The sequence below is a fragment of the Actinoallomurus acaciae genome (assembly GCF_042429965.1).
Lineage (GTDB): Bacteria > Actinomycetota > Actinomycetes > Streptosporangiales > Streptosporangiaceae > Actinoallomurus > Actinoallomurus acaciae.
The window spans coordinates 1-19,729 of sequence record NZ_JBHLZP010000043.1 but is presented as its reverse complement, the minus strand read 5'-3'; the positions used below and the strand labels follow the sequence as shown (position 1 = coordinate 19,729).

At 67.8% G+C, this 19,729-nt stretch carries 20 protein-coding genes, 1 tRNA gene and 1 pseudogene; 8 read left to right on the top strand and 14 right to left on the bottom strand.

The window, feature by feature from the left end; all coding sequences use genetic code 11:
- Positions 1-83 precede the first annotated feature (83 nt).
- Positions 84-403, top strand: a pseudogene (locus tag ACFFNX_RS08735) (helix-turn-helix domain-containing protein); the annotation flags it as partial.
- 120 nt (positions 404-523) lie between these two features.
- Here ACFFNX_RS08735 and ACFFNX_RS08730 read toward each other — a convergent pair.
- Together ACFFNX_RS08730 and ACFFNX_RS08725 are read right to left on the bottom strand one after the other, a co-directional pair.
- The gene (locus ACFFNX_RS08730) at positions 524-1,750 is read right to left on the bottom strand and encodes an FxsB family cyclophane-forming radical SAM/SPASM peptide maturase (RefSeq protein ID WP_378197869.1); all 1,227 of its coding nucleotides are present in this window, start codon (positions 1,748-1,750) and stop codon (positions 524-526) included.
- Positions 1,751-1,753: 3 nt separating this feature from the next.
- Positions 1,754-2,284: a GNAT family N-acetyltransferase gene (locus ACFFNX_RS08725; RefSeq protein WP_378197867.1), complete on the bottom strand. Its 531-nt coding sequence runs from the start codon at positions 2,282-2,284 to the stop codon at positions 1,754-1,756.
- 68 nt (positions 2,285-2,352) lie between these two features.
- Between ACFFNX_RS08725 and ACFFNX_RS08720 the strand changes: the two genes are divergently transcribed.
- Together ACFFNX_RS08720 and ACFFNX_RS08715 are read left to right on the top strand one after the other, a co-directional pair.
- Entirely contained in the window at positions 2,353-2,835 is a 483-nt protein-coding gene (locus ACFFNX_RS08720) for an NUDIX hydrolase (RefSeq protein WP_378197865.1), read from the top strand.
- On the top strand, positions 2,832-3,422 hold the full coding sequence (locus tag ACFFNX_RS08715; RefSeq protein ID WP_378197862.1) for a suppressor of fused domain protein: 591 nt from the start codon (positions 2,832-2,834) through the stop codon (positions 3,420-3,422). Before ACFFNX_RS08720 ends, ACFFNX_RS08715 begins: the two co-directional genes overlap by 4 nt.
- Positions 3,423-3,435: 13 nt before the next feature.
- Here the strand turns inward: ACFFNX_RS08715 and ACFFNX_RS08710 are convergent, their stop codons facing one another.
- Positions 3,436-4,041: a YciI family protein gene (locus ACFFNX_RS08710; RefSeq protein ID WP_378197860.1), complete on the bottom strand. Its 606-nt coding sequence runs from the start codon at positions 4,039-4,041 to the stop codon at positions 3,436-3,438.
- Positions 4,042-4,206: 165 nt separating this feature from the next.
- On the opposite strand from ACFFNX_RS08710, the gene ACFFNX_RS08705 reads away from it, so the two are divergent.
- Positions 4,207-4,419, top strand: a complete 213-nt coding sequence (locus ACFFNX_RS08705; RefSeq protein WP_378197859.1) for a hypothetical protein — start codon at positions 4,207-4,209, stop codon at positions 4,417-4,419.
- Positions 4,420-5,000: 581 nt separating this feature from the next.
- On the opposite strand, the gene ACFFNX_RS08700 is transcribed toward ACFFNX_RS08705, so the two are convergent.
- The 6 genes from ACFFNX_RS08700 to ACFFNX_RS08675 form a co-directional block, all read right to left on the bottom strand.
- On the bottom strand, positions 5,001-6,353 hold the full coding sequence (locus ACFFNX_RS08700; protein ID WP_378197857.1) for a sigma factor-like helix-turn-helix DNA-binding protein: 1,353 nt from the start codon (positions 6,351-6,353) through the stop codon (positions 5,001-5,003).
- A gap of 9 nt (positions 6,354-6,362) precedes the next feature.
- The gene (locus ACFFNX_RS08695) at positions 6,363-6,962 is read right to left on the bottom strand and encodes a hypothetical protein (protein ID WP_378197855.1); all 600 of its coding nucleotides are present in this window, start codon (positions 6,960-6,962) and stop codon (positions 6,363-6,365) included.
- A complete protein-coding gene (locus ACFFNX_RS08690; RefSeq protein WP_378197854.1) occupies positions 6,959-8,623 on the bottom strand; it encodes a DEAD/DEAH box helicase family protein in 1,665 nt (554 codons plus the stop codon). Before ACFFNX_RS08690 ends, ACFFNX_RS08695 begins: the two co-directional genes overlap by 4 nt.
- Positions 8,620-10,944, bottom strand: coding sequence for an ATP-binding protein (locus ACFFNX_RS08685; RefSeq protein ID WP_378197852.1), 2,325 nt, complete (start codon positions 10,942-10,944; stop codon positions 8,620-8,622). The genes ACFFNX_RS08690 and ACFFNX_RS08685 overlap by 4 nt, the downstream gene beginning before the upstream one ends.
- Positions 10,945-11,385: 441 nt before the next feature.
- Entirely contained in the window at positions 11,386-12,051 is a 666-nt protein-coding gene (locus tag ACFFNX_RS08680) for a very short patch repair endonuclease (RefSeq protein WP_378197850.1), read from the bottom strand.
- A gap of 125 nt (positions 12,052-12,176) precedes the next feature.
- Positions 12,177-13,529, bottom strand: coding sequence for a DNA cytosine methyltransferase (locus tag ACFFNX_RS08675; protein WP_378197848.1), 1,353 nt, complete (start codon positions 13,527-13,529; stop codon positions 12,177-12,179).
- Positions 13,530-13,610: 81 nt separating this feature from the next.
- On the opposite strand from ACFFNX_RS08675, the gene ACFFNX_RS08670 reads away from it, so the two are divergent.
- Positions 13,611-14,450 carry a GIY-YIG nuclease family protein gene (locus ACFFNX_RS08670; protein ID WP_378197846.1) on the top strand — a complete coding sequence of 280 codons (840 nt, stop codon included), beginning with the start codon at positions 13,611-13,613 and terminating at the stop codon, positions 14,448-14,450.
- Positions 14,451-14,616: 166 nt separating this feature from the next.
- On the opposite strand, the gene ACFFNX_RS08665 is transcribed toward ACFFNX_RS08670, so the two are convergent.
- On the bottom strand, positions 14,617-15,084 hold the full coding sequence (locus ACFFNX_RS08665) for a hypothetical protein (protein ID WP_378197844.1): 468 nt from the start codon (positions 15,082-15,084) through the stop codon (positions 14,617-14,619).
- 165 nt (positions 15,085-15,249) lie between these two features.
- On the opposite strand from ACFFNX_RS08665, the gene ACFFNX_RS08660 reads away from it, so the two are divergent.
- A complete protein-coding gene (locus tag ACFFNX_RS08660; protein WP_378197842.1) occupies positions 15,250-16,065 on the top strand; it encodes a replication initiator in 816 nt (271 codons plus the stop codon).
- Positions 16,066-16,228: 163 nt separating this feature from the next.
- On the opposite strand, the gene ACFFNX_RS08655 is transcribed toward ACFFNX_RS08660, so the two are convergent.
- Together ACFFNX_RS08655 and ACFFNX_RS08650 are read right to left on the bottom strand one after the other, a co-directional pair.
- Positions 16,229-16,302: transfer RNA gene (locus ACFFNX_RS08655), tRNA-Pro, on the bottom strand.
- An 81-nt stretch (positions 16,303-16,383) separates the two neighbouring features.
- Positions 16,384-17,277 (bottom strand): metallophosphoesterase, encoded by an 894-nt coding sequence (locus ACFFNX_RS08650; protein ID WP_378197840.1) that lies wholly within the window; start codon positions 17,275-17,277, stop codon positions 16,384-16,386.
- A 67-nt stretch (positions 17,278-17,344) separates the two neighbouring features.
- On the opposite strand from ACFFNX_RS08650, the gene ACFFNX_RS08645 reads away from it, so the two are divergent.
- Positions 17,345-17,803 (top strand): GatB/YqeY domain-containing protein, encoded by a 459-nt coding sequence (locus ACFFNX_RS08645; RefSeq protein WP_378197838.1) that lies wholly within the window; start codon positions 17,345-17,347, stop codon positions 17,801-17,803.
- A gap of 1 nt (position 17,804) precedes the next feature.
- Here ACFFNX_RS08645 and ACFFNX_RS08640 read toward each other — a convergent pair whose 3' ends face one another.
- The gene (locus tag ACFFNX_RS08640) at positions 17,805-18,233 is read right to left on the bottom strand and encodes a MarR family winged helix-turn-helix transcriptional regulator (protein WP_378197836.1); all 429 of its coding nucleotides are present in this window, start codon (positions 18,231-18,233) and stop codon (positions 17,805-17,807) included.
- Positions 18,234-18,294: 61 nt separating this feature from the next.
- Here ACFFNX_RS08640 and ACFFNX_RS08635 point away from each other — a divergent pair, with 61 nt between their 5' ends.
- On the top strand, positions 18,295-18,708 hold the full coding sequence (locus tag ACFFNX_RS08635) for a MarR family winged helix-turn-helix transcriptional regulator (protein ID WP_378197834.1): 414 nt from the start codon (positions 18,295-18,297) through the stop codon (positions 18,706-18,708).
- Here ACFFNX_RS08635 and ACFFNX_RS08630 read toward each other — a convergent pair.
- Positions 18,705-19,729, bottom strand: a 1,025-nt coding sequence (locus ACFFNX_RS08630; RefSeq protein WP_378197833.1) for a PASTA domain-containing protein, incomplete at its 5' end; no start/stop codon positions are given. The two genes, ACFFNX_RS08635 and ACFFNX_RS08630, sit on opposite strands and share 4 nt — an antisense overlap.

Below are 19,729 nucleotides of genomic sequence, written 5' to 3'. Positions count from 1 at the left end.
AGAGGGCCATTTGGTCTCGGTGTGGATTGCGGCATCTGCACCGGCGTCCAGGAGGTCCTCATGTCCCGCCGTAATGCCCCCCGCTGACCCCGACCGGGCGTCTGCGCCTGGCCCACCATGTCGTCGGGGACGCCTGGCCGCTGAACGCTTCGACGTCAGCCACACCACCGCCGCGCGCTGGGCTGCCCGCTTTCGGCAACGAGGCGCCGCCGACATGCGTGACCGCTCCAGCCGCCCACATCACAGCCCGCGCCGGACTCTACCGCAGGCCGAAGCTCACGTCATGGCGCTGCGCCGGGCACACCACATCGGCCCGCACCGGCTGGCCACCCGCACCGGAGTCGCGCCCTCCACCGCTCATCGCATCCCGACCCGCCACGGCATACCGCCCCCGAACGGCCGGTGACCGGGTGAACCCATCCGCCACTACGACCACTCCCACCCGGCCTACACCGCCCCCTGGGGGCGGGGAGTGTGTCCCGGACGGCGGAGTGTCCTGGAGGGCGGGACTTCGAAACACGCCCTAACCCCTGCTCCGGATCTCCTCCAGGTCCCGCGACACGACGGCGTGGATGTGGGTGATCAGCCGCTGGAGGTCGTGGCAGTACACCGTGGGGTTGCGGAAGCCGCGGCCGCTCCGGTAGCGGTGCGTGTAGTGGCCGGCGCCGCAGATCTGGTGCAACCGGCACTCCTGGCATTCGTCGGCCAGGGCCAGGTCGCGGATCTGCCGGGCCGCGATCGAGGGCAGCAGCAGTGCGGCCTCGAACGGGTCGCGGGACACGTGCAGTGTCGTGCCGGCCGCGCCCTCGTACGCCGACTTCAGCGTGTCGGCCTGCTCGATCTCGCCGTTGGTCTCCACCACGACGATGGCGACGGGAGACAGGCCGACCGCCTCACCCGTCGACGGGCGCCCGAACAGCAGCATCATGATCTCGTCGAAGAGGCGTACCTGCGTGGTCTTCTCCGGCGACCGGTACCAGCGGTCGAAGACGGCGACGAGCCAGTCCCCGTACGGGGTCGAGTCGTCGGGCGGCCGGGCGGGCGGAGGGGTGTCCCAGTTGCCGTGCGGGAGCAGGAAGTTGATGGCGGGCGGCTCGAACTCCAGCATCGCCTCGTACGTGCGCACCGGGTCGTTGTCGATGTCGATCGTGCTGAGCAGGCCGTTGAACAGATGCCGGTACGGCGCGGCGCGCAGCCGATCAACGCCCGCGCGTACGGCCTGGAAGCTGCCCTGGCCGTTCGCCCACTTGCGGTGCCGATCGTGGCCGTCCTCGTCGCCGTCGAGGCTGACCCCGACCTGCACGCCGTACTCGCGGAAGAGCTCCAGGAACGGTGGTTCGAGCAGGATGCCGTTGGTCTGGACGTTGAACCGCACCCGTACGTCCGGCGCGCAGGCGCTGAGCACCGCCTCGACGGTGTACCGCAGATGATCGACGCCGGCGAGCAGGGGTTCGCCCCCGTGCAGCGTGACGTCGACGCGGTCGAGCAGCTTCGCCCGCGCGTGCTCGGCGATCCGCATGGCGACCTGGTCGACGGTCGGCCTGGCCATCTTCCGCGGCTGACGGCGCCAGTTCTGGTCGGCCATCTCGTACATGTAGCAGTAGTCGCAGGACAGGTTGCAGCGGCTGTGCACCTTGAGGATGAACTCGCGGAACGGCGTGGGCCGCCAGCCTTTCCCCAGCAGCGCGCGGACGTCGAGGGTGTCCGGCCACTCTGGCGCGCCGAGCGCCTCTTGCCGCGATGCCGTCATGGGTCATGAACCGCCGTTGCCGATTGTCAGGGTCCACCGTTCGTGCTCCCGCGACTCTCCGGAGACGCGGATGATCTGCCGGTCCGAGGCCACCGGGCGGAACCCGGCGTCCTCGACCACCCGGCGGGACGGTGCGTTGGCCGGCTGGATGTAGGCGTCGAGACGGGTGAGCCCGAGCTCCTCGAACGCGTACGGGACGGCCAGCCGTACCGCCTCCGCCACATATCCGTGACCGGAGGTCGCCGCGAACCCCCCGTAGCCGAGCGAGCCGCGCGGATCGGGCACCTCCCGCTCGATCTGGTTGATGTTGACCAGCCCGGCGAGCTGCCGCGTGGCGTTCACCCGTACGACGAACCCGACCGCGTTGACTCCGTCGAACTTGGCGAGATACTCGCCGAACTCCGCAGCCTCCGTCGGGGCGAAGATCAGGCCACGGTGCATGCTCACGCTGTCCCGAGCCAGCGCGACGAATTCCTCCCCATCTTCGGCGGCCACCGGCCGCAGGGAGATGCGTGCCCCCACAAGCAACCTCACGCCGAGAAAAGTAACTCGCGGGAGCAAATGGGAAAACCCCGGATGAGTGGGATGGCTAAGCTTTTCGGATGTCGTCACCGAACCTTCGGCACGCTGCGCGCGCCATCATCCTGGACGAGGACGACCGCGTTCTGCTGTGCCGGTTCATGTTCACGCCCGTCGTGTGGGCGCCCCCGGGCGGGGGGATCGAGAGCGGCGAGTCACCCCTCGCCGCCCTGCGCCGCGAACTGCTCGAAGAGGTCGGCCTCACCATCGGCGCCGATCCGCCGCACGTCTGGCGACAGCGGGTCGAGTCGCCCGAATACGCCGCGGGCTACGACGGCGTGATGAACGACTTCTTCCTCGTCCGCACCGAGTCGTTCGACCCCCGCGGCACGCTGTCCGACGACGAACTCGCCGCCGAGAACATGGACGGCCTTCGCTGGTGGCGGCCGCAGGACATCGCCGCCTACCGCGGCCCCGACCTGTTCTCTCCCCGCGACCTCGCCACCCCACTGGCCGCACTGATCGCCCACGGCGTTCCCGCACGGGTTGTGAGACTCGGCCCGTGAGCGACGGAGTGAGCTACCCTCACGCCGATCCGCGACGCTACGAGAAGCTTCTCGTCCATGCCGAACGCCGCCTGGGACCGGTGGTACGCGGCGAGGGCGCGACCGTCGACGGACGCAACCGCGGATTCGGCATCGGCTTCCACGAGCATCCCGAGTACGACATGGTCTCGCTGGCGACGACGGGTGTGCGTTTCCAGCAGATCACCGGCCCGTGCCCGGAGGAGTTCGTGATCTCCGCCCGACCCGGCCAGGAGCGGGAGGCGGCGTATCTCCTGCATGTCGTCGCCGACCGGGCCGTGCGCAGCGGCAAGGGATTCGAGTACGGCGGCGGGTACGTCAACGCCGAGCCGCTGATCCCCGGCACGGGCATCGAGTTCCTCCTGGCCTCCTCGCATCCCTACGTCGAAGACCTCGATCTCTTCTACGACGACCAGGGCGAGCTCGCGCTGCGGTACATCACCATGATCCCCGCCACCCGCGCGGAGTTCGAGCTGGTACGCGAGCACGGAGACGACGAGGCGCTTCGCGACCTGTGGGAGTCGCGCGACACCGACCTGCTCGACATCTACCGGACCTCGGCCGTCTGACCCGGCCGGAGCGCTACGCGGCCGGACGCCCGCCGAACCGCCAGTCGTGAATCTCGACGCGTTCGTACAGCCCGGCGCGGGCGAAGGGGTCGTGCTCCATCAACGTCTCGGCGGCGGCCCGGTCGGGCAGTTCCACCAGCGACGCCGTCCCCATCCAGCCGGCCCCGTCCTCGGACAGCAGCGACCCGTGCGCGATGAGGCGTTCGGAGTAGGCCTCGGCCAGATGCCGGCGGCGTTGCTCGACCGACGCTTCGCGCACCGAGATCGGCACCGGCCTCCCGTGCGCGATGATCAGGAAGCGCCGATGGCCGGGGACGCCTCCGGCGAACTCCCACATCGTGCGCCCGAGAGTGTTGTGCCAGCGCCGTACCAGCACCTCGTCGAACACACCGGCCCGGTAGTAGGGCTCTTCGAACGCGAACTCGACCGCGGCATCGGCACCGGGCAGATCGACGATGTGCAGACTGCCGGTCGCCTCCTCGCCGTCGGCCGCCAGAGTGGGACCACGAGCGATCATCCTGTCGGCGTATCCGTCCATGAACGCCCAGTGCTCTTCGGCCATCTCCCAGCGCAGATCCCCAACGCCCGGCTTGTCACGACAGTAGAAGAAGTACTCCACCCCGCCTGACTACCACAGGCGGCGCGGGCTGCGGACCGGACCGGGGTTCTGTTGCGCTCCGGGGTCCGCCTCTGACCTGGAGCCGAATCTCGCCGACACGGGAAGCGATCGGTGACAACGTCCGACATGCCCCGGCTTGAAGGGCGCTCGATGATGGACACGGATGTGGGGAGTGAAACCGTCCCGGGCTCCGCCGACACCGGAAACCGGGCCGGCAGCGTGGCCGCCCTCTACGCGAAAGCCCACGGCAAGTACAAGCCCCACCTCGTCACCTCCTGCAAGATCACGGGTGGCGGCGACTCCGTGCACGACATCCAGGACGGCACGCTTCAGATCGGACCCCGGGCCGGTGCGGGACGGCCTGGGTCAAGACCGTGAAACTCGCCAAGTACTCCAAACAGCTCTTTCTGACCGTCGCCGGTATCACCGCCTACGACACCAGGCACCACCGATGGAACCCCAAAGCAAACGGAGACGACCCACCCACCTCAGCGTGGAGTCCCCGACGGTGCCCACCGACGACGTCAGCCGACTTCACATCGAAGGCGGATTCGTGGGGCAGTACCAGTTCGATTCGGCACACACTTACCGGTACTAACCGGTGAGCCTTTGAGAAGGGGCCAGCCTTTAGGCGACCTGGCATTGATACAGGCCCTGTACCGCCGCGGTACAGGGCCTGTCAGCTGGTCGGGGTGGCGGGATGAACCCATGACCTCTTCGTCCCGAACTATCGGCGGGATGCGGGTCGGACTTGGCTCGCCCTGCTCGGACCTTTGTCGCCGTGTGATCCCAACAGATGCTGGACGGCGGTGTTGCTGTACTCACGTGCTGTACAGCAGCGGGAATCGCGCGAGGCCTGACGGACTCAAAGAGGGTCGGCGATGTCTTTCCGCCCCGCCCGCCGACCTGCGCAGTCGGCGACGGATGCCTAGGCCGAAACCGCTGGTGCCGACGCCGCGTCAGACATTCATGGCAGGCGGCGCGGCGGTCCGCGCCCGTCGCGCCGGGCAGGCGTCCGGCGCGCAGCCGTGACCGACGCGCGCGGTGTCGTTGTCGAGGCGGAGGAGGACGGCAAGCACACAGCCGTCGACGACCTCGAGTTCGAGTGCGTGGCGGCGCAGGCTGGAGAGCTGGGCGCTGCTGGTACCGCGGCGGACGACGATCGGCGAGTGATTGCCCGGCGTCGTGAACGTGTGGCTCATCGGGGCCTGGCGCAACCCGAGCGACCAGGTCAGCCAGGTGTTCACGTTGACACCGCTGCCGCGCAGGACGTCCCGGTTCACGGGGATCCGTACGCCGAGGACCTCGCCTTCGACGGCCATCGTGTCCGGCCGGACCGGTTCTTCCTCCTCGAAGGGGCGGGCGCCGCGAGAGACGAGGTCGACGAGGCCGTCGGGGGTCTCACCGAGCTGGTCACTGAGCAAACACTGCTTCAGGCGCCAAGGGGTGACCGGGTGCAGCTCCGTCACCCTGGCGAAGAGCCGCGCCTGGGAAAGGGGCCCCGACTCCGTGACGACGGCGACCATCACCTCCACAGCAGAGGCATACGCGGACGCGCGTAGGTGTTTCCACTCGGCCAGGGCCCAGGTGCCCTCGGGGCGGATCTGCCGGAAGCGGTCGTCACGGCGTAGCGCCTCCCGCACGGCCGCGGGGGTCGTCGCGGCCATCGGAGCGAGCAGTTCGTCGGCCTGGCACGGACGCCCGGTCTCCAGCAGCCAGAGGTACGCGGCGTCGCGTCCCCGCGCCTTGCGGCGGACCCAGTGCCCATCGGGGCTCAGGGCGAGCCGCGACTCGGGGTGACTCAGGAGCCAGCCCAGGGGGAGACCTCTGGGTAGTCCGGCCTCGGAGGCCGCGCGGCCGAGGTCATCGCCGCGGAAGGGGGCGGTGTCGACGAGACGGCGCAGGGCGCGGTCCAGCGCACCGGGGTCGGCACTCCACCAGCCGCGGAGGGGCCCCGCCCACGTCCGCGGCGCGTCCAGCCCCGCCGCGGCGAGCAACTCCTCCAGCGCCACGTGGTCGACGACCCCGAGCGCGGTGGCGAAGCCTTCTCGAGGGGTGGCTGGGCCCGCCCCTGCGAAGCGGGCCGTTTCCCGCCAGCCGTCCTGGATGATGTCCGCCATATCAGTGAGCCGCTTCCGCGCTCGGTTCTGGATCTGGCGTACGCGTTCGCGGCTCAGCCCGAGCGTCGCCCCGACCTTGTCCAGCGTCCGACCCTCCGCTCGGCCCCTTATGACGGCCCGCTCACGTTCGTCGAAGAGTCCGGTCCCCCACGCCCTGACCAGCCAGTCGCCCATGGACCGTTCGTCCCCCATCGGCCCCCCCTACATTTCGTTGAAATAGACGACCCGCACGCCGAGGAACTGCGCCACGCGCCGGTGCTCCTGCCGCTGCTCGGGAGATACCGGGGCGCGGAACGGATCGACGATGCAGATGATCCAGGGCCAGGTCTCCCCGGTAGACCGGTCGAGGACGGCCGGCCACACGAGATGCTTGAGGTTCGCCGCAGTGCCGGCCACGAAGTGCTGCTCCTCGTCCTCAGTCTCGGCCTCGCGAATTCTCGCGCGCATCGGCTTCTGCCGGGTGGTCCCCGGGATGACCTCCCAGCCGGGGCCGAGAGTCTTCGCGACCATCTGTTCGAGCGTCGCGGCCGGCCGCCTCACGTACTTGGCGTATTTGCCCTCACCACGCCGTGCCCGCTCGTACTCCTTCATTGGGCAGTCCTTCAGCCAGGGGCGGATGTTGGCCTGCTGCCCCACGAAGGCGAGGAGACGGCCGCCGATCTCCGGGTCCTCCGTCCAATCCCGGTACAGTCGGGTGCGGTCCGCGTCTTGGAGGTGCGGCCACTGGGCTTCGTCGGCCTGGGCGTAAATCCGCGTAACCACGGCCTTCTCGACGGCGAGCGGGATCTTGTAGTCGGTCACAGGATTCCTTTCGGCAGGGGGAACTGGAGGCGGACTTCGTCCGCCGCAGTCTCGAGGTCGGCGGCGTCCTGGATCCACATGTCCATCAGGGAGCCGACCGTCTCGTCCTCAAACTCAATTCGGGAGACGTGCGGGAGTTCCAGGTGTTCGGTTTCCTCGGCCTCCAGCGCGCGGCGCAGGTTCAACACCGCCGCGGCGCGGCGGATGTCGGTCACGAAGTCGAGGACCTTCAGCGCCTTTTTGCCGGGGCTCAGCCGGAGCCCGCGGCCGAGCTGCTGCACGAAGATCCTCCGGCTGTGGGTGACACGCAGGAAGGCGATCAGGTTCACGTCGGGCACGTCGACGCCCTCGTTGAACACGTCCACGCAGGTGATCACCGGGACACGGCCGAGGCGGAATTCGTTGAGCAGAACGTCACGGTGCCGCTTCGGCAGGTCGCTGTGCAGGTGGGAGGCATTGGCCCACGCCGGATCCGAGATGGCGAGGAGCCCCGCCATGTGCTCGGCGTGCTCGATCGTCTGGCAGAACACGATGGCGCGGGGATCGGCGGTCTCCCGCCACGCCGCCCGCAGGCGTTCGACGATCTCCTCGTCTCGCTGGGGGAGGAATAGACGCCGGTTAAGGTCTTTGATCGAATAGCCGTGACGGCTGATGTCCTGGACGGCGTCCCAGTCGACACCGTCCGCGTACAGCTTGTAGTCGACGGCCGACAGATAGCCCGCCGCCATGCCCTCGGCGATGCCCATCTTGAAGCTGGGGCGACCGAAGCGAGCGGTGATGTCGAACTTGTCGCCACGCCAAGGGGTCGCCGTGACTCCGAATCGTCCCGCAGTCCCACACAGATCGAGGAGTTCCGCAAACCTGCCGGTCTCGGCTACGTGATGGGTTTCGTCGATCATGACGAGGTCGGGTTCGTAGCCCGCCCGCACGGCCAACAGCGCTGACTCGACCGTCGCGACGACGACGCCGTCGAGGACTCGTGGCTTGCTCTCTCCGGTCAGGAGGCGGGTAGGCACGGTCTTCGAGAGATGCCGCCACAGCGCCTTCTCCAACTGTCCGACCAGCTCTCGCATGTGGGCGACGACCAGGACGCGCGCGCCCGGTCGTGACGCCAGCAGGTTCCCGATGACCTCGCCGCCGACGACCGTCTTTCCCAGCCCCGTCGCCAGGACCAGCAACGCCGTTCCCTCGGTGTCGAGGTCCCGCTCGATCGCGGCCACGGCCTGTTCCTGGTATGGCCGCAGGGAGTAGAGGGCGGGCACGCGATCGGGCATCCTCTGACCGATCGCGTCCAGGGTGGCCCCATGCCACAGGGCGATGTCGACGCCGATCCCCCCCAACGCCTGTCGCCGAGCCTCCGCCGACGCGGTGATGTCCGTGTTGGTCACCAGCACGGCCTTGTCGGCCCGGTAGTAGGTGCGTGCGCGTTCGAGGTCGTCGACGCCCGCGTGGTCAGCCGTGCCGTGCGCCTTCCATTTGCTCTGGAACACCCACTGCTCGCGGGCGCGGACCGCGAGCAGGTCGGCGCCGTGGTCGTGAGCGCCGTCGATGATTCGGACGTCCTGGAATCCCAGGTGCCACAGTGTCCGTTCGAGCGCCTTGGTCAGTCCCCCGGGGCCGCCGTCGCGCAGTTCGGCGGCCGTCAGGAATACAGCGCTCACCCCTCGCCAGCCAGCTCATCGCGTAGCAAGGCGATACTCAGTCGGGCCCGCCGCAACTGCAGGGCAGTCGCCCCACCTGCGAACGTGCCGAGCGTCGCCACGTCCGCGAGGCAGCCCGTGACCCGGGCCAGGCTCAGTGCCTTTCCGGACGGCGACGACACCTTGGCGTACGGGCCACGGAAGACGGCATCGTCCATAAACGACTCCGGAATTGCTTGGACGAGTCGGACCAGGGCCAGCGCGGGCATGTGGTGGACGAAACCGACGTCCCGGCCGAGACGGTCGACGAGGCCGACACGTCCAGCGGCGATCATCGCCTCCTCGGTCGCGATCTTCTCCTCGTTGGAGAGGTGACCGTAGGCGGTGGCGCAGTCGCCGCTTCGCTCGAGAACCTCGGCCACACGCTCGCGGATCTCTGTGAGGAGGTCGCGGGCCTCCGCGCCGACGGTGGTGCCATCGAGCACGCTGTCCTGCAGGGAGTCGGCGCGGATCGCGGCGACGAGCTGGGACGGGCTCCAGTCGGAACGCGCCCGTACCTTTAGGACAGCGGCCAGTTCGACCAGGAGGAGATCGGCGTAGTCGGCGCCGAACCGCCGGAACGCGGCGTGCTCGGGGTCGACGATGGCGGTCAGCTCGTTGCCGGACCGCTGGTCGAGGAGGACTGGAACATGCAACCCGCTGTCGTTGAGCAGCCGCTCACCCGGCTTCAGCAGCAGGGTCCGCACCTTCACGTGGCCAAGCTCGGGGTGGCCGAACGATCGACTCAGGTACGCATGGGGCATCGACGCACCTTCGTAGCGGGCCAGACGCTCGCTGCGGTTCTCCTTCTTCGCTTTCGCCGGCGCGGGGGCCGCCTGGGCGCCAAGCGTGGCGCCGGACGTGGTGGGCATGTCGATCGGGAAACCGAGGGCTTCCCCGACGGCCTTCTCATCGGGCAGGGCCGGCACACTGGCGGCCGTCTTGGTCTCCTTGTCCCGCTTCTTGATTTCTTCGTGTCGCAGGACCGCCTGCCACCAGTGCTCGTCGGTCTGAAACTCGGAGACGCCTGCCTGGAACTTCCGGCCCCAGTCTCGGGTCTCCGCGTGGACCGGCTTGTGGCCGTCGCCGGGGACGAGGCACCGTAGCCCCGCGTCGTTGCGGCGGAAGCCCTTGAACAACAAGGCCAGTGGGCTCTCGTTCTCCGGGTAGCCGAGCTTGCTGGCGCGCTGAGGCTGGAGCGGTGCCAAGCCGCGCAGCAGCTCCACGGCGGTGAGCCAACTGCGGTCCCCGTATTCGAAGGCGTCCTTCTGGTAAGTGACGGGGACGTGGTCGAGGTGAATCTCGCCGATGAGGCGGCCGCCCTGGTGGGCGAGCTCGACCGGGTACTCGGGCTCCTCGTTCCCCGCGACCCCATCGGGGTTGTTCCAGGTGAAGAGCTGCTTATCCCAGCGCAGGATCTTCCGGCCGTTGCGCAGAAAGTCGATCCCGTACTCGGTCTTGTCAAGGTAGCGTTGGACGCCGAGCCAACCGTAGATCCTGCGCTCGCGTACGGCCAGGTTGCCGCTGCCGCAGACCGAGCAGACCTCGCCCGAGCCCATCTGCCATTCCCCGCAGTCTCGGCAGGCGATCCCGTCTTGGAGCTTCTCATCAATCGGGATGTAGGCAGGGATCCGCTCCTTGCCGTTGTAGAGCACGTAGCGGTCGTCACCCCAGCGGCAGTGGCGGACCGGCTTGACCCGTGTCCCACCGACGTAGAGGTCGAAAGGGTGCTCGGCGAGGATCCACGAATACACCGAGCCCAGGGTGTTGCGGAGTGAGGCGCCGTTGCGGCGCAGCCACTCAGCGCGCGTCCGGTGCAGGCGGTCGACGACGATCCTCGTGCCGTGTTGGGACGGGTCGGTCTTCTGCTCGGTGATGTCTTTGGCCTCGAAGTCGTCCTTGATCTGGTCGAGGTCGATCTCGACGCCGATCCACTCCGTGTCGCCCGCGCGGGTCGTCAGGACGCGGGTGCGCCTGCCGAGGCGGGCGGTCGAGATGTTGAAACCCATGCCGAACAGGCCGAGCTTGTCGTGCATGTCGTTCCCAGACCAGCCGGCGCGAACCGCGCGCGCCAGCCGGTCGTACGACATGCCTTGCCCTGTGTCGCGGACCTCCAGGACTCCCTTCGGGGACGACGGCAGGGTCACGCTAACCGTGAAGCCGTCCGGCCACTCCGCCCCCGAACGGAGGATGTCGAGGAAGTCGTCGAAGGGGTTATCGACAAGTTCGGCCACGCACTGCCACTCGTCGAAATCGATCTCACCCAGCATGCTCAGCACGCGGGCGGAAGGGGTGATCTTCACTCCGGCGGAACCCTCCTGGCGGATCGGGGCGCTGTCACGGCGGCCGCGGCGTACGTAAGCACGCGGCGGCCGCCGCCCGGCTCTCATGAGCCGAGCGTTCGATCCCGAGAGTAGAGGGGATCACTGACAATCCGGTCGGAATTTGCGAACCCCGGCGAATCGTGTGGCCACAGGTGGGACGAAGGTATTGAAGTCCTACGAACAGGGATGATCCAGCCGCAGGTGAGAGGGTGGGTACCGCCACGGCCGCGGTCTTCCTCGCGTCCCAGGTTCGCGACGCGTTCCGCAGTGGGCCTCAGGAGTGGTGATCCGAAGTCACCGTCGGCTCCGACAGCATGGTCGGTCGCCCTGCCCATATGGTCCGTGACCTGGTGTCCGGCTCGCGGAGGCTGGAGATCGCGAGACCCCCGCTTCGCTCTCGCTCAGCCAGTTCCCGCCCGGCTACCCGACGCCGCCTGAGGACGGATGGTCCGCTCCTTGCCACCGCCGAACGGTCTGCTCGACCTTCTGCGCGGCTTGTTCTGGGTCTTCATGTTCCCAGATCCGGATGACGGTCCATCCAACGGCCCGGAGCGATTCGTTGGTCGCGAGGTCTCGTTCCCGGTTGCCCTGAATCTTCTGGTGCCAGAAGGCGGCGTTCTTGGTCGCTGGGCGATGGTGTTCGGGACATGCGTGCCAGAAGCATCCGTCGACGAAGACTGCGATCTTCTGTTTGGGGAAGACTATGTCGGCGCTGCGTCGCACGCCTGGAAGCGGGCGGACGTCGACTCGGTAGCGCAGTCCCCGTTGGTGGAGCAGGGATCGTAGGCGTAGTTCCGGCTTGGTGTCCTTGCCGCGGTTTCCGCGCATGACGGAGCGGGCCGCTGGGGAGGAGGCCCAGGAGTCGGCGGGGGGAGGCTCCTCCGTCAGTAGGCCGGCGTCCCAGGCCCGCCGCCATGCCTCGGCGAGGTTCGCCGCGCGGGTGTCGTATTCGACCTCGCCGAGGTATTCCTCGGTGGTCTTGCCGTGGTGGGACCAGCGTAGGAAGGCCCGGATGCGCCGGGTCTTCGGCAGCACGCGTAGCGCGATCGACGCGCGCGCGAACTGGCCATCGCCGACCTCGACCATGCGGCGGTGTCGGCCCCCGGCCGCCCGGTCCTGTTCCGCTGTGGGGGAACTGCCTTTGCGACGCTTCCACGCTCGGGTCGGCGGTGGTTTGTCCTTCCACCTCCGCTGCGCTGGACTGTCAGTCGTCACCTTGATCCCTCGGCCTCGTTTAGCGCGTCCGCGACCGCCTTGGCGAAGAACTCCCCGAGCAGGACAGGCACGGCGTTCCCGAGCTGACGCATCTTCTCCCCCCGAGGGCCTTCGAGATTCCAGTCGTCGGGGAAGGTCATGACCCGCGCGGTCTCACGGACGGTCATGTAGCGGTGCAGGTACCGCCAGCCGCTCTGAGCGGTGGCGTCGGCGACGCGCTGGTCCAACAACATCACTGATTCCCCACCGGGGACGCCGTGAACGCCGGCCTTGACGGTCTTCGCGGGCCGGTCCAGTTCGTTCGGGGTGTGACCGTCGTAGATTCGGGCCTCGGGCCAGCCGTAGTGGTAAGCGAAGCCGCCATGCTCGGTCTTGCGGTCCAGTTGGTCTAGGGGTACCTCGGGGAGGGGATCCTCGCCAGCGCGGATGCCTTTAAGCGCGTCACGCAGAGTGCGCCAGGGCGCGCATCCGTCGTCGGCGGGAGGTGTCTTCGGAAGCCGTGCGTGGACGCGTGCCCGCACGTGATCCGGGACTTTGGGATGTCGTTCCCAGTACTCGCCGAGAAGCATGGAGCGGATCAGGGCGGTCTCGGAGTAGCGCTGTTTCTTCACGAAGGCTTCGAAGGCGTTGACGTCGACGCCGAGGTCGGCGCGGAAGGCGACCAGGATCACCCGGTGTCGAATCTGCGGTACCCCGTAGTCGGCGGCGTTCACGGGGACCTTGACGACCTCGTATCGCTCGTCCTTGGGAATCGATGAGGTGTCTTTGAGTAGGTCGATCAGTGTCTGATTGTGTCCTTGCCAGGTGGCGCCCTCGCGCTTCACGAAGGGGAGTGACAGCTCCTGCTGGATGTAGTCGAAGTACGGTTCGAAGGACGGGCGGAGCAGTCCTCGCACGTTCTCGCAGATGACGGCCTTCGGCTGGATCTGGCGGACGGCCTTGAACATCTGCGGGAACATGTTCCGCTCGTCCTCGTCGCCCTTGGCGACACCGCCGAGGCTGAACGGCTGGCAGGGAGGGCCGCCCGCGAGGAGGTCGACGTCCTCTCCGTTCAGATACGTCATGTCCAGATCGCGAACGTCGCCTTCGACGAGTGGCACCGCCTCCCCCGGTTGGGGGATCCATGGCTTCTCGCCGTCGGCAACCTTCTTAGCGCCGTTGGCCACCAGTGTCTCGCAGGCTCGCTTGGCGAACTCGTTGAACAGCAGAGGCCGGAAACCGGCATCATGGACGGCCCTGGCGAGACCGCCTCCACCGGCGAACAGTTCTACCGACGTGCGGCTTCCGGATCTCTTTTCATGCTGATCAGACACCGCAGAAGCGTACCGCGGAGTGGAGCTCGTTCGCACGGGTTAGCGAATACTCAGGTGTCGTGACCACGATGCGCCGGTAGAGTCCCGACGATTGGCGCGGTAGGAGGGTGTATCCGGATGACACCGGCGATCGAGTCCAGCGACGGCGAGACATACCACAGCGACTTCACGTTGAGCATCACCAAGGCCCTCGGTGACCAGCTCGCCGACGCGTTGGACAAACTGGGCACAGCGCCGCTGTCGGAAGCCAGCCTCCAGCAGCTCGCGGAGAAAGCCGGCGTCTATCAGCTCTACCTCCGCGGCGAGTTCGTCTATGTCGGCAAGGCCGACAAGTCGCTTCCGGGCCGTCTGCGAAACCATCTCCGCAAGCTCTCCGGCAGACGTGGTCTTTCGCTTTCCGAAATCAGCTTCTCGTGTCTGTATGTTGCCGAAGATTTCTCCGCCCTGGCGCCCGAACAACTTTTGATCAACCATCATAAGGGGCGCGGTGCGATCCCCTGGAACAATAACGGGTTCGGCAACAAGGATCCTGGTCGTCGGCGTGACGACACTACGCTCAAGGCCAACCATTTCGATATGACCTATCCGATCAATCTTGATTATGTCGTCCAAGGATTGACGCCTGGCATAACCCCACTTCATCGCCTGCTTGAACAGGTGAAGGCAGCACTTCCATACAATTTTCGATATGAGAGATTGGCGAGTTTTAGATCAAAAACTCTAACGATACCGAGCGCTGATCTGACGGCGGATTGGATATTCCGGCGGATCTCGGGGGAAATTCCTGGATCGTGGCAGGTTGCCGCGCTAATGGGTTATGTGATCATGTACGACGATCGAAGGAAGGACTACCCGAGCGCATGGCGTTACTATCGCGACGGCTACCCGGTCGACGCATCACCCGAAGCGGAACCTGCTGGCAGTATCTCGGAGTCTGACGCTGGCGAAGAAGATTAGGTCGGCGGTCAACAGTCTTTCCTCGCCTTCGTAGGCGTCCCCCGTCGGCCTGGGCGGTCGACCGATTCGGGCCGGGACCGGCCTGAACCGGCTCCGCGCCTGGCGCGAGGCCGGGCGGTTGCCAGCGGCCCGCGTAGCGGGGCGCCCTTGAAGACGTGAAGATAAGTCACTTTCGATCTTGGTCGGCCGGTGTCCTCGATGAGGAACGGCCGCTGTAGGCGAGGATGTCGATCTCCTGCTCAGCGTCTCGGAAGACGTGCCGCCATACGTTGTGCGGGAGGGTCCAGCGGTGTGGCTCATCGCGACCAGGCCGCAGCCAGCGGTGCGGTGGCGCTGGTTGAGCTCGGGTCGCAAAATCGCACTCCTTCACACCAACGAGGTCGACGATCGCCCAGCGGTGACGCCGATAGGGGATGCGTCCGGTGATCCAGCGTTCGACCGTCTTTGGACCGACGTCGAGGGCCGAAGCGACGTCGACGGCCTGGGGCGTCGCACTGACATCGACGCGGGCGAACAGGCCGAGATCGACCGGATCGCCGCCGCGCTCGGCGAAGCCGTCATCGATAACACCGGCCATGGTGGGCAATGCCAGGTGTCCAAAACCCTTCGCTGTATCACCTACACAGCCGTCCACGTCCCGGCACGCCGCACGACGCGCTCATGAGCTAGGCGCCGATCTTCGACCCCGATCGTGACGCGGCATGAGCGACACCGACGCTGCGTGGCCCGTCCTCGCGCTGTCCGTACAGAACCACCAGTGCTGTGACCGCAGAGGTACCGGCCTGGACTCGATCTCCGCGTGGGGCCGGTCGGCGGCAAGAGCATACCCGAGGCGGTGAGCAACGCACCTGTGCTTGTTCTCACCTTGACCACCCCGTCGTTCGGGGCGGTCCGCACCCGGTGTGAACGCAGCGGCCGGGTCCTCCCCTGCCACGCTCGGCGGGGCGCATCGGTCTGTCCGCACGGCCCGCCGATCTCGTACGCCGCCCGGTACGGCGTCGACGATCCCCGGCTCGGTGAGCCGCTGTGCGGCGAGTGCTACCGCTACGCCGCCAGCGTCGCGTTCAACGCTACCGCACCTGAGCCGTGGCATCGGTTCACCGACGCCTTGCGCCGACGCCTCGCCAAGCTCGCCGGCCTGACCCTGTCGGGGGCTGCGCGAACGACTTCGGGTCTCCTTCGCCAAGGTCGTCGAGTATCAGCGAAGAAGCGTCGTCCACTTCCACGACGTATCCGCCTCGACGGCCCAGGCGGACCGGCCACCACACCACCGATATGGGCGACCGTGGAGCTGCTGACCGATGCCGTCGGTCATGCCGTAGGCGAGGTCAGCGAAGCGATGCTGCCACTGCCGGAGATCTGCATCATTGCCCTCCGAATGCGCGGGAGGACCAGGGCCGGAGCAAGACGGCGGGAGAGACCTGGGAGGAGTCCGGCCTCGTCTTCACGACACGAGACGGGACGGCGTTCGAGCCGCAGAACTTCAACCGTCGCTTCGAGACGCGATGCGACCAGGCCGGTGCCTGTCGGATCACCGTGTAAGACACCGGTCACACCCGTGCGACGCTGCTCGCCGCGCTCGACATCCATCCCCGCGTCGCCATGCACATCCTGAGGCACGCCTAGACCGACGTGACCATTAACGGCTACACCGAGATATCCGACAGCAAGACACTCAGGGAGTTGAAGCGCCTCGGCAAGCAGCTCAGTTCGTGGGCGTTGCTGTACGGCACCAAGAAGGGCCACTTGCGATAATCGCAAGTGGCCCCTGATCAGTGTCGGGGTGGCGGGATTTGAACCCACGACCTCTTCGTCCCGAACGAAGCGCGCTACCAAGCTGCGCTACACCCCGGTGGCCACAGATCGTCTTTCAACGTCTGCGCCGGGACTACTCTAGCGGACGTTCACCCCTGCCCGCGCCTCCGAGTTGGGGTCATGCCGGGACCAATGTGAGTAGCGAGGCCTCCGGGGGGCAGCAGAAGCGGACCGGGGCGTACGGTGATGTGCCCAGGCCTGCCGACACGTGGAGCCAGGCGCCCGCGTGGCGGTGCAGGCCCTTGACGCGTGGGCGGTCGATGCCGCAGTTCGTCACCAGAGCTCCGTAGAACGGGACGCACAGCTGCCCGCCGTGGGTGTGGCCCGCCAACAGCAGCTGGTAGCCGTCCGCGGCGAAGCGGTCGAGGTTTCGGGGTTCCGGAGAGTGCATGACGCCGATGCTCAGCGAACTCCGGGACGTCGGGCCGGCGATCTCGTCGTAGCGGTCCTTGCCGATGTGGGAGTCGTTGATGCCGCCGAACTCCACCTCCACGTCGCCGATCTTGATGCTGCCCACGTGGTTGTTGAGGTCCAGCCAGCCGGCCGAGGTCAGGGCGGCGCCCAGCTCCTTGTACGGCAGGTCGGGTACGGTGCGGCGCTTGGCGTAGTCGGCGCGGCTCGTACGCCACAGGTAACGCGCCGGGTTCTTCGGCACCGGGGAGTACATGTCGTTCGATCCGTACACGAACACGCCGGGGCGGTCGAGTAGTGGCCCGAGCAGTGACAGGAACGGGCCGATGGCGTCCGGGTGGGAGATCGAGTCTCCGGTGTTGACGACGAGGTCCGGCTCCAGGGAGTCCAGCGCGGCGACCCAGTTGATGAGGCGGCGGCGGCCCGGGGTCAGGTGCGTGTCCGAGATGTGCAGGATCTTCAGCGGCCGCTGGCCGGGGGCGAGTACGGGCACGTCGTAGCGACGCAGGTGGAACCAGTTGCGTTCGATGACGGACGCGTAGCCGATGCCGGCGACACCAAGACCCAGAGCCCCGAGGGGGACGGCGTATCTCTTGAGCACGTACCCATCGTGCCAGACGTGCCGCGCCGAATTATTGGAAAGCGCAGGCCCTCGGCGGCACGGTTAGATGTTGACCATGTTGAAGGAGAAGCTCCAGGCCGACCTTTCGGTCGCCATGAAGGCACGTGACGAGGTTCGTACCCGTACGCTCCGTATGGCGTTGACGGCGCTCACCAACGAGGAGGTGTCGGGCAAGCAGGCGCGTGAGCTGTCCGACGACGAGGTCGTCAAGGTGCTGCAGCGTGAGGCCAAGAAGCGCCGCGAGGCGGCCGAGGCGTTCGACGGCGCGGGCCGTACGGAGCAGGCGGATGCCGAGCGCGCGGAGGGGACCGTGCTCGAGGAGTACCTGCCCGCGCCGCTGTCCGACGAGGAGCTGACCGCGCTCGTCGCCGACGCGATCGCCGAGACCGGCGCGGCCGGGCCGCGGGCGATGGGTCAGGTGATGAAGGCCGTCACGCCGAAGGTCGCGGGCCGGGCCGACGGCCGTCGCGTGTCCGGTGAGGTCAAGCGCCAGCTCGCGGAGTGACTCACCCGAACGTGTCGGTGAAGCGCGTCAGCAGGCGGGCGAAGTCGGCGCGGTCGGCCGGTGACCAGTCGGCCATCGCCGCCGCGAACTTCGTGCGGCGGTGGTCGTGGACCTGTTCGGACAGGTCACGGCCCGCCTCCGTACGGACGAGGAGTGTGCGCCGGCCGTCGGCCTGGTCGGCCTCGCGCCGGATGAGGCCGGCCTCCACGGCCGCCGCGACCAGCTTGCTGGCGCGTGGCTGATCGACGCTCAACGCGGCCGCGACCTCCGAGACGCCGATCGGCGTGCCCGCGTGCTCGGCGGCCTCGACGGCGTCGAGCACACCGAAGGTCGCGTCGTTGACCCGCGCCTCGCCGGCGAAGGTCCGCCGTGTCATCCGCCGGCGGAGGAGGACCATGGCCCGCTCGACCATCTCGACGGGGTCGCTCACCGGTATCCTCCAGATATATAACTCTCGACATGTAGTTGTCGAAGTATATATAACTGTGGCCATGGAACCCACGGACCGGCCGATCGGCTACTGGCTCAAGCATCTCGACGGGCTCATCGAGTCCACCTTCGACCGTGCGCTGGCGGGGTACGCGCTGTCGCGGCGCCACTGGCAGGTGATGAACGCCCTGCGGGACGCGCCGCCGACCGGCCTTCGCGACGCGTTGCGCCCCTTCTGGGGCGAGGGGGTCATCACTCTCGAAGAGGTCGTCGGCGACCTGGCCGGGCGCGGCTGGGTCACCGAGGACGACGGCCGGTACGCGCTGACCGAACGCGGGCTGGCCGCCCACGCCGCCGTGGCCGAGCGTGTCGGCGAGACGCGACGCGCCGTGCTCGACGGCCTCACCGAGCAGGACTACGTCGACACCGTCCGCACGCTCAGCCGCATGGCGGCGAACCTCGAACGCGTCGCCTAGTGGAACGGCCAGCCGCCGCCGGGCCTCTTTCGCTTGTGCGGAGTGGTGATGGGGCCGTTGCCGTTGCTGACGAAGATGACGACCGAGGTGTCCTGGTCGGCCTTCGTACCGGCGCTCGGCGAGGTGTAGGCGACCGTGCCCTTGCGCTGGTCGGAGTCGGTGGCGCGCGGTGAGACCTGCACGGTGAAGCCGGCCGCCTCGATCTGCTTGGTCGCCTCCTGGACCGACAGGCCGCGGACGTTCGGGACGCGTGCCTGACCCAGGTCGCCGAAGTCGCCGACGGGAGTGTGGAAGGACGAGGCCTTGGTGCCCTGCAGCGCGCCCCGCATCGACGCCCGCCAGATCGGGCCGACGTTCGAGCCGTAGACGCCCGGGCTCGGGTCGCCGAACGGTGCGGCGGGGTCGCCGTACCAGACGACCGCCGAGAGGTCGGGCGTGTAGCCCGCGAACAGCGCGCACGAGTGGGCTTCGCAGGTGCCGGTCTTTCCGGCCGCGGGGCGGCCGATGCTCATGCCGCGGCCGGTGCCGCTGGTGATCACGCCTTGCAGGATGCGGGTGACCTCGTCGGCGACGCCGGTGTCGACGGCCTTGCCGCACTTGGCCTTGGGGACGTTGATCTTCTTGCCGGTGGCGTCGGTGACGTCGTTGATGGCGATCGGCGTGCAGTACTGGCCGCGGGCGGCGAAGCCGGCGTAGGCGGCCGCCATGTGGGTGACGTCGATGTTGTTGGTGCCCAGCACCTGGGAGGGCACCTGCTGGAGCGGCTGGCCGTTCGCCTGCTTCATGCCGAAGCTGGCGGCCATCTTCGACGCCTGGCACAGCCCGACCCGCTGTTCGAGGTAGGCGTAGAAGGTGTTGATCGAGTCCCAGGTGCCGCTGTTGAGGTTGGCCGACTTGCGCTTGGAGGTCTCGGCGTTGCTGAGCGTCCAGGGCTCGAAGTGGTTGCCCTTGCAGTCGGTGTAGCCGCTGACGGTGGTGCTGTTGGGGGCGGGCAGGGTGGTGCCGACGCCGTAGCCCTTGT

Excerpts from the sequence above, each read along its gene's own strand:
- ACFFNX_RS08645 (WP_378197838.1), top strand. The coding sequence starts at position 17,345 with ATGTTGACCATGTTGAAGGAGAAGCTCCAGGCCGACCTTTCGGTCGCC.
- ACFFNX_RS08700 (WP_378197857.1), bottom strand. The coding sequence starts at position 6,353 with ATGGGGGACGAACGGTCCATGGGCGACTGGCTGGTCAGGGCGTGGGGG.
- ACFFNX_RS08730 (WP_378197869.1), bottom strand. The coding sequence starts at position 1,750 with ATGACGGCATCGCGGCAAGAGGCGCTCGGCGCGCCAGAGTGGCCGGAC.
- ACFFNX_RS08680 (WP_378197850.1), bottom strand. The coding sequence starts at position 12,051 with ATGGTCGAGGTCGGCGATGGCCAGTTCGCGCGCGCGTCGATCGCGCTA.
- ACFFNX_RS08670 (WP_378197846.1), top strand. The coding sequence starts at position 13,611 with ATGACACCGGCGATCGAGTCCAGCGACGGCGAGACATACCACAGCGAC.
- ACFFNX_RS08720 (WP_378197865.1), top strand. The coding sequence starts at position 2,353 with ATGTCGTCACCGAACCTTCGGCACGCTGCGCGCGCCATCATCCTGGAC.
- ACFFNX_RS08635 (WP_378197834.1), top strand. The coding sequence starts at position 18,295 with ATGGAACCCACGGACCGGCCGATCGGCTACTGGCTCAAGCATCTCGAC.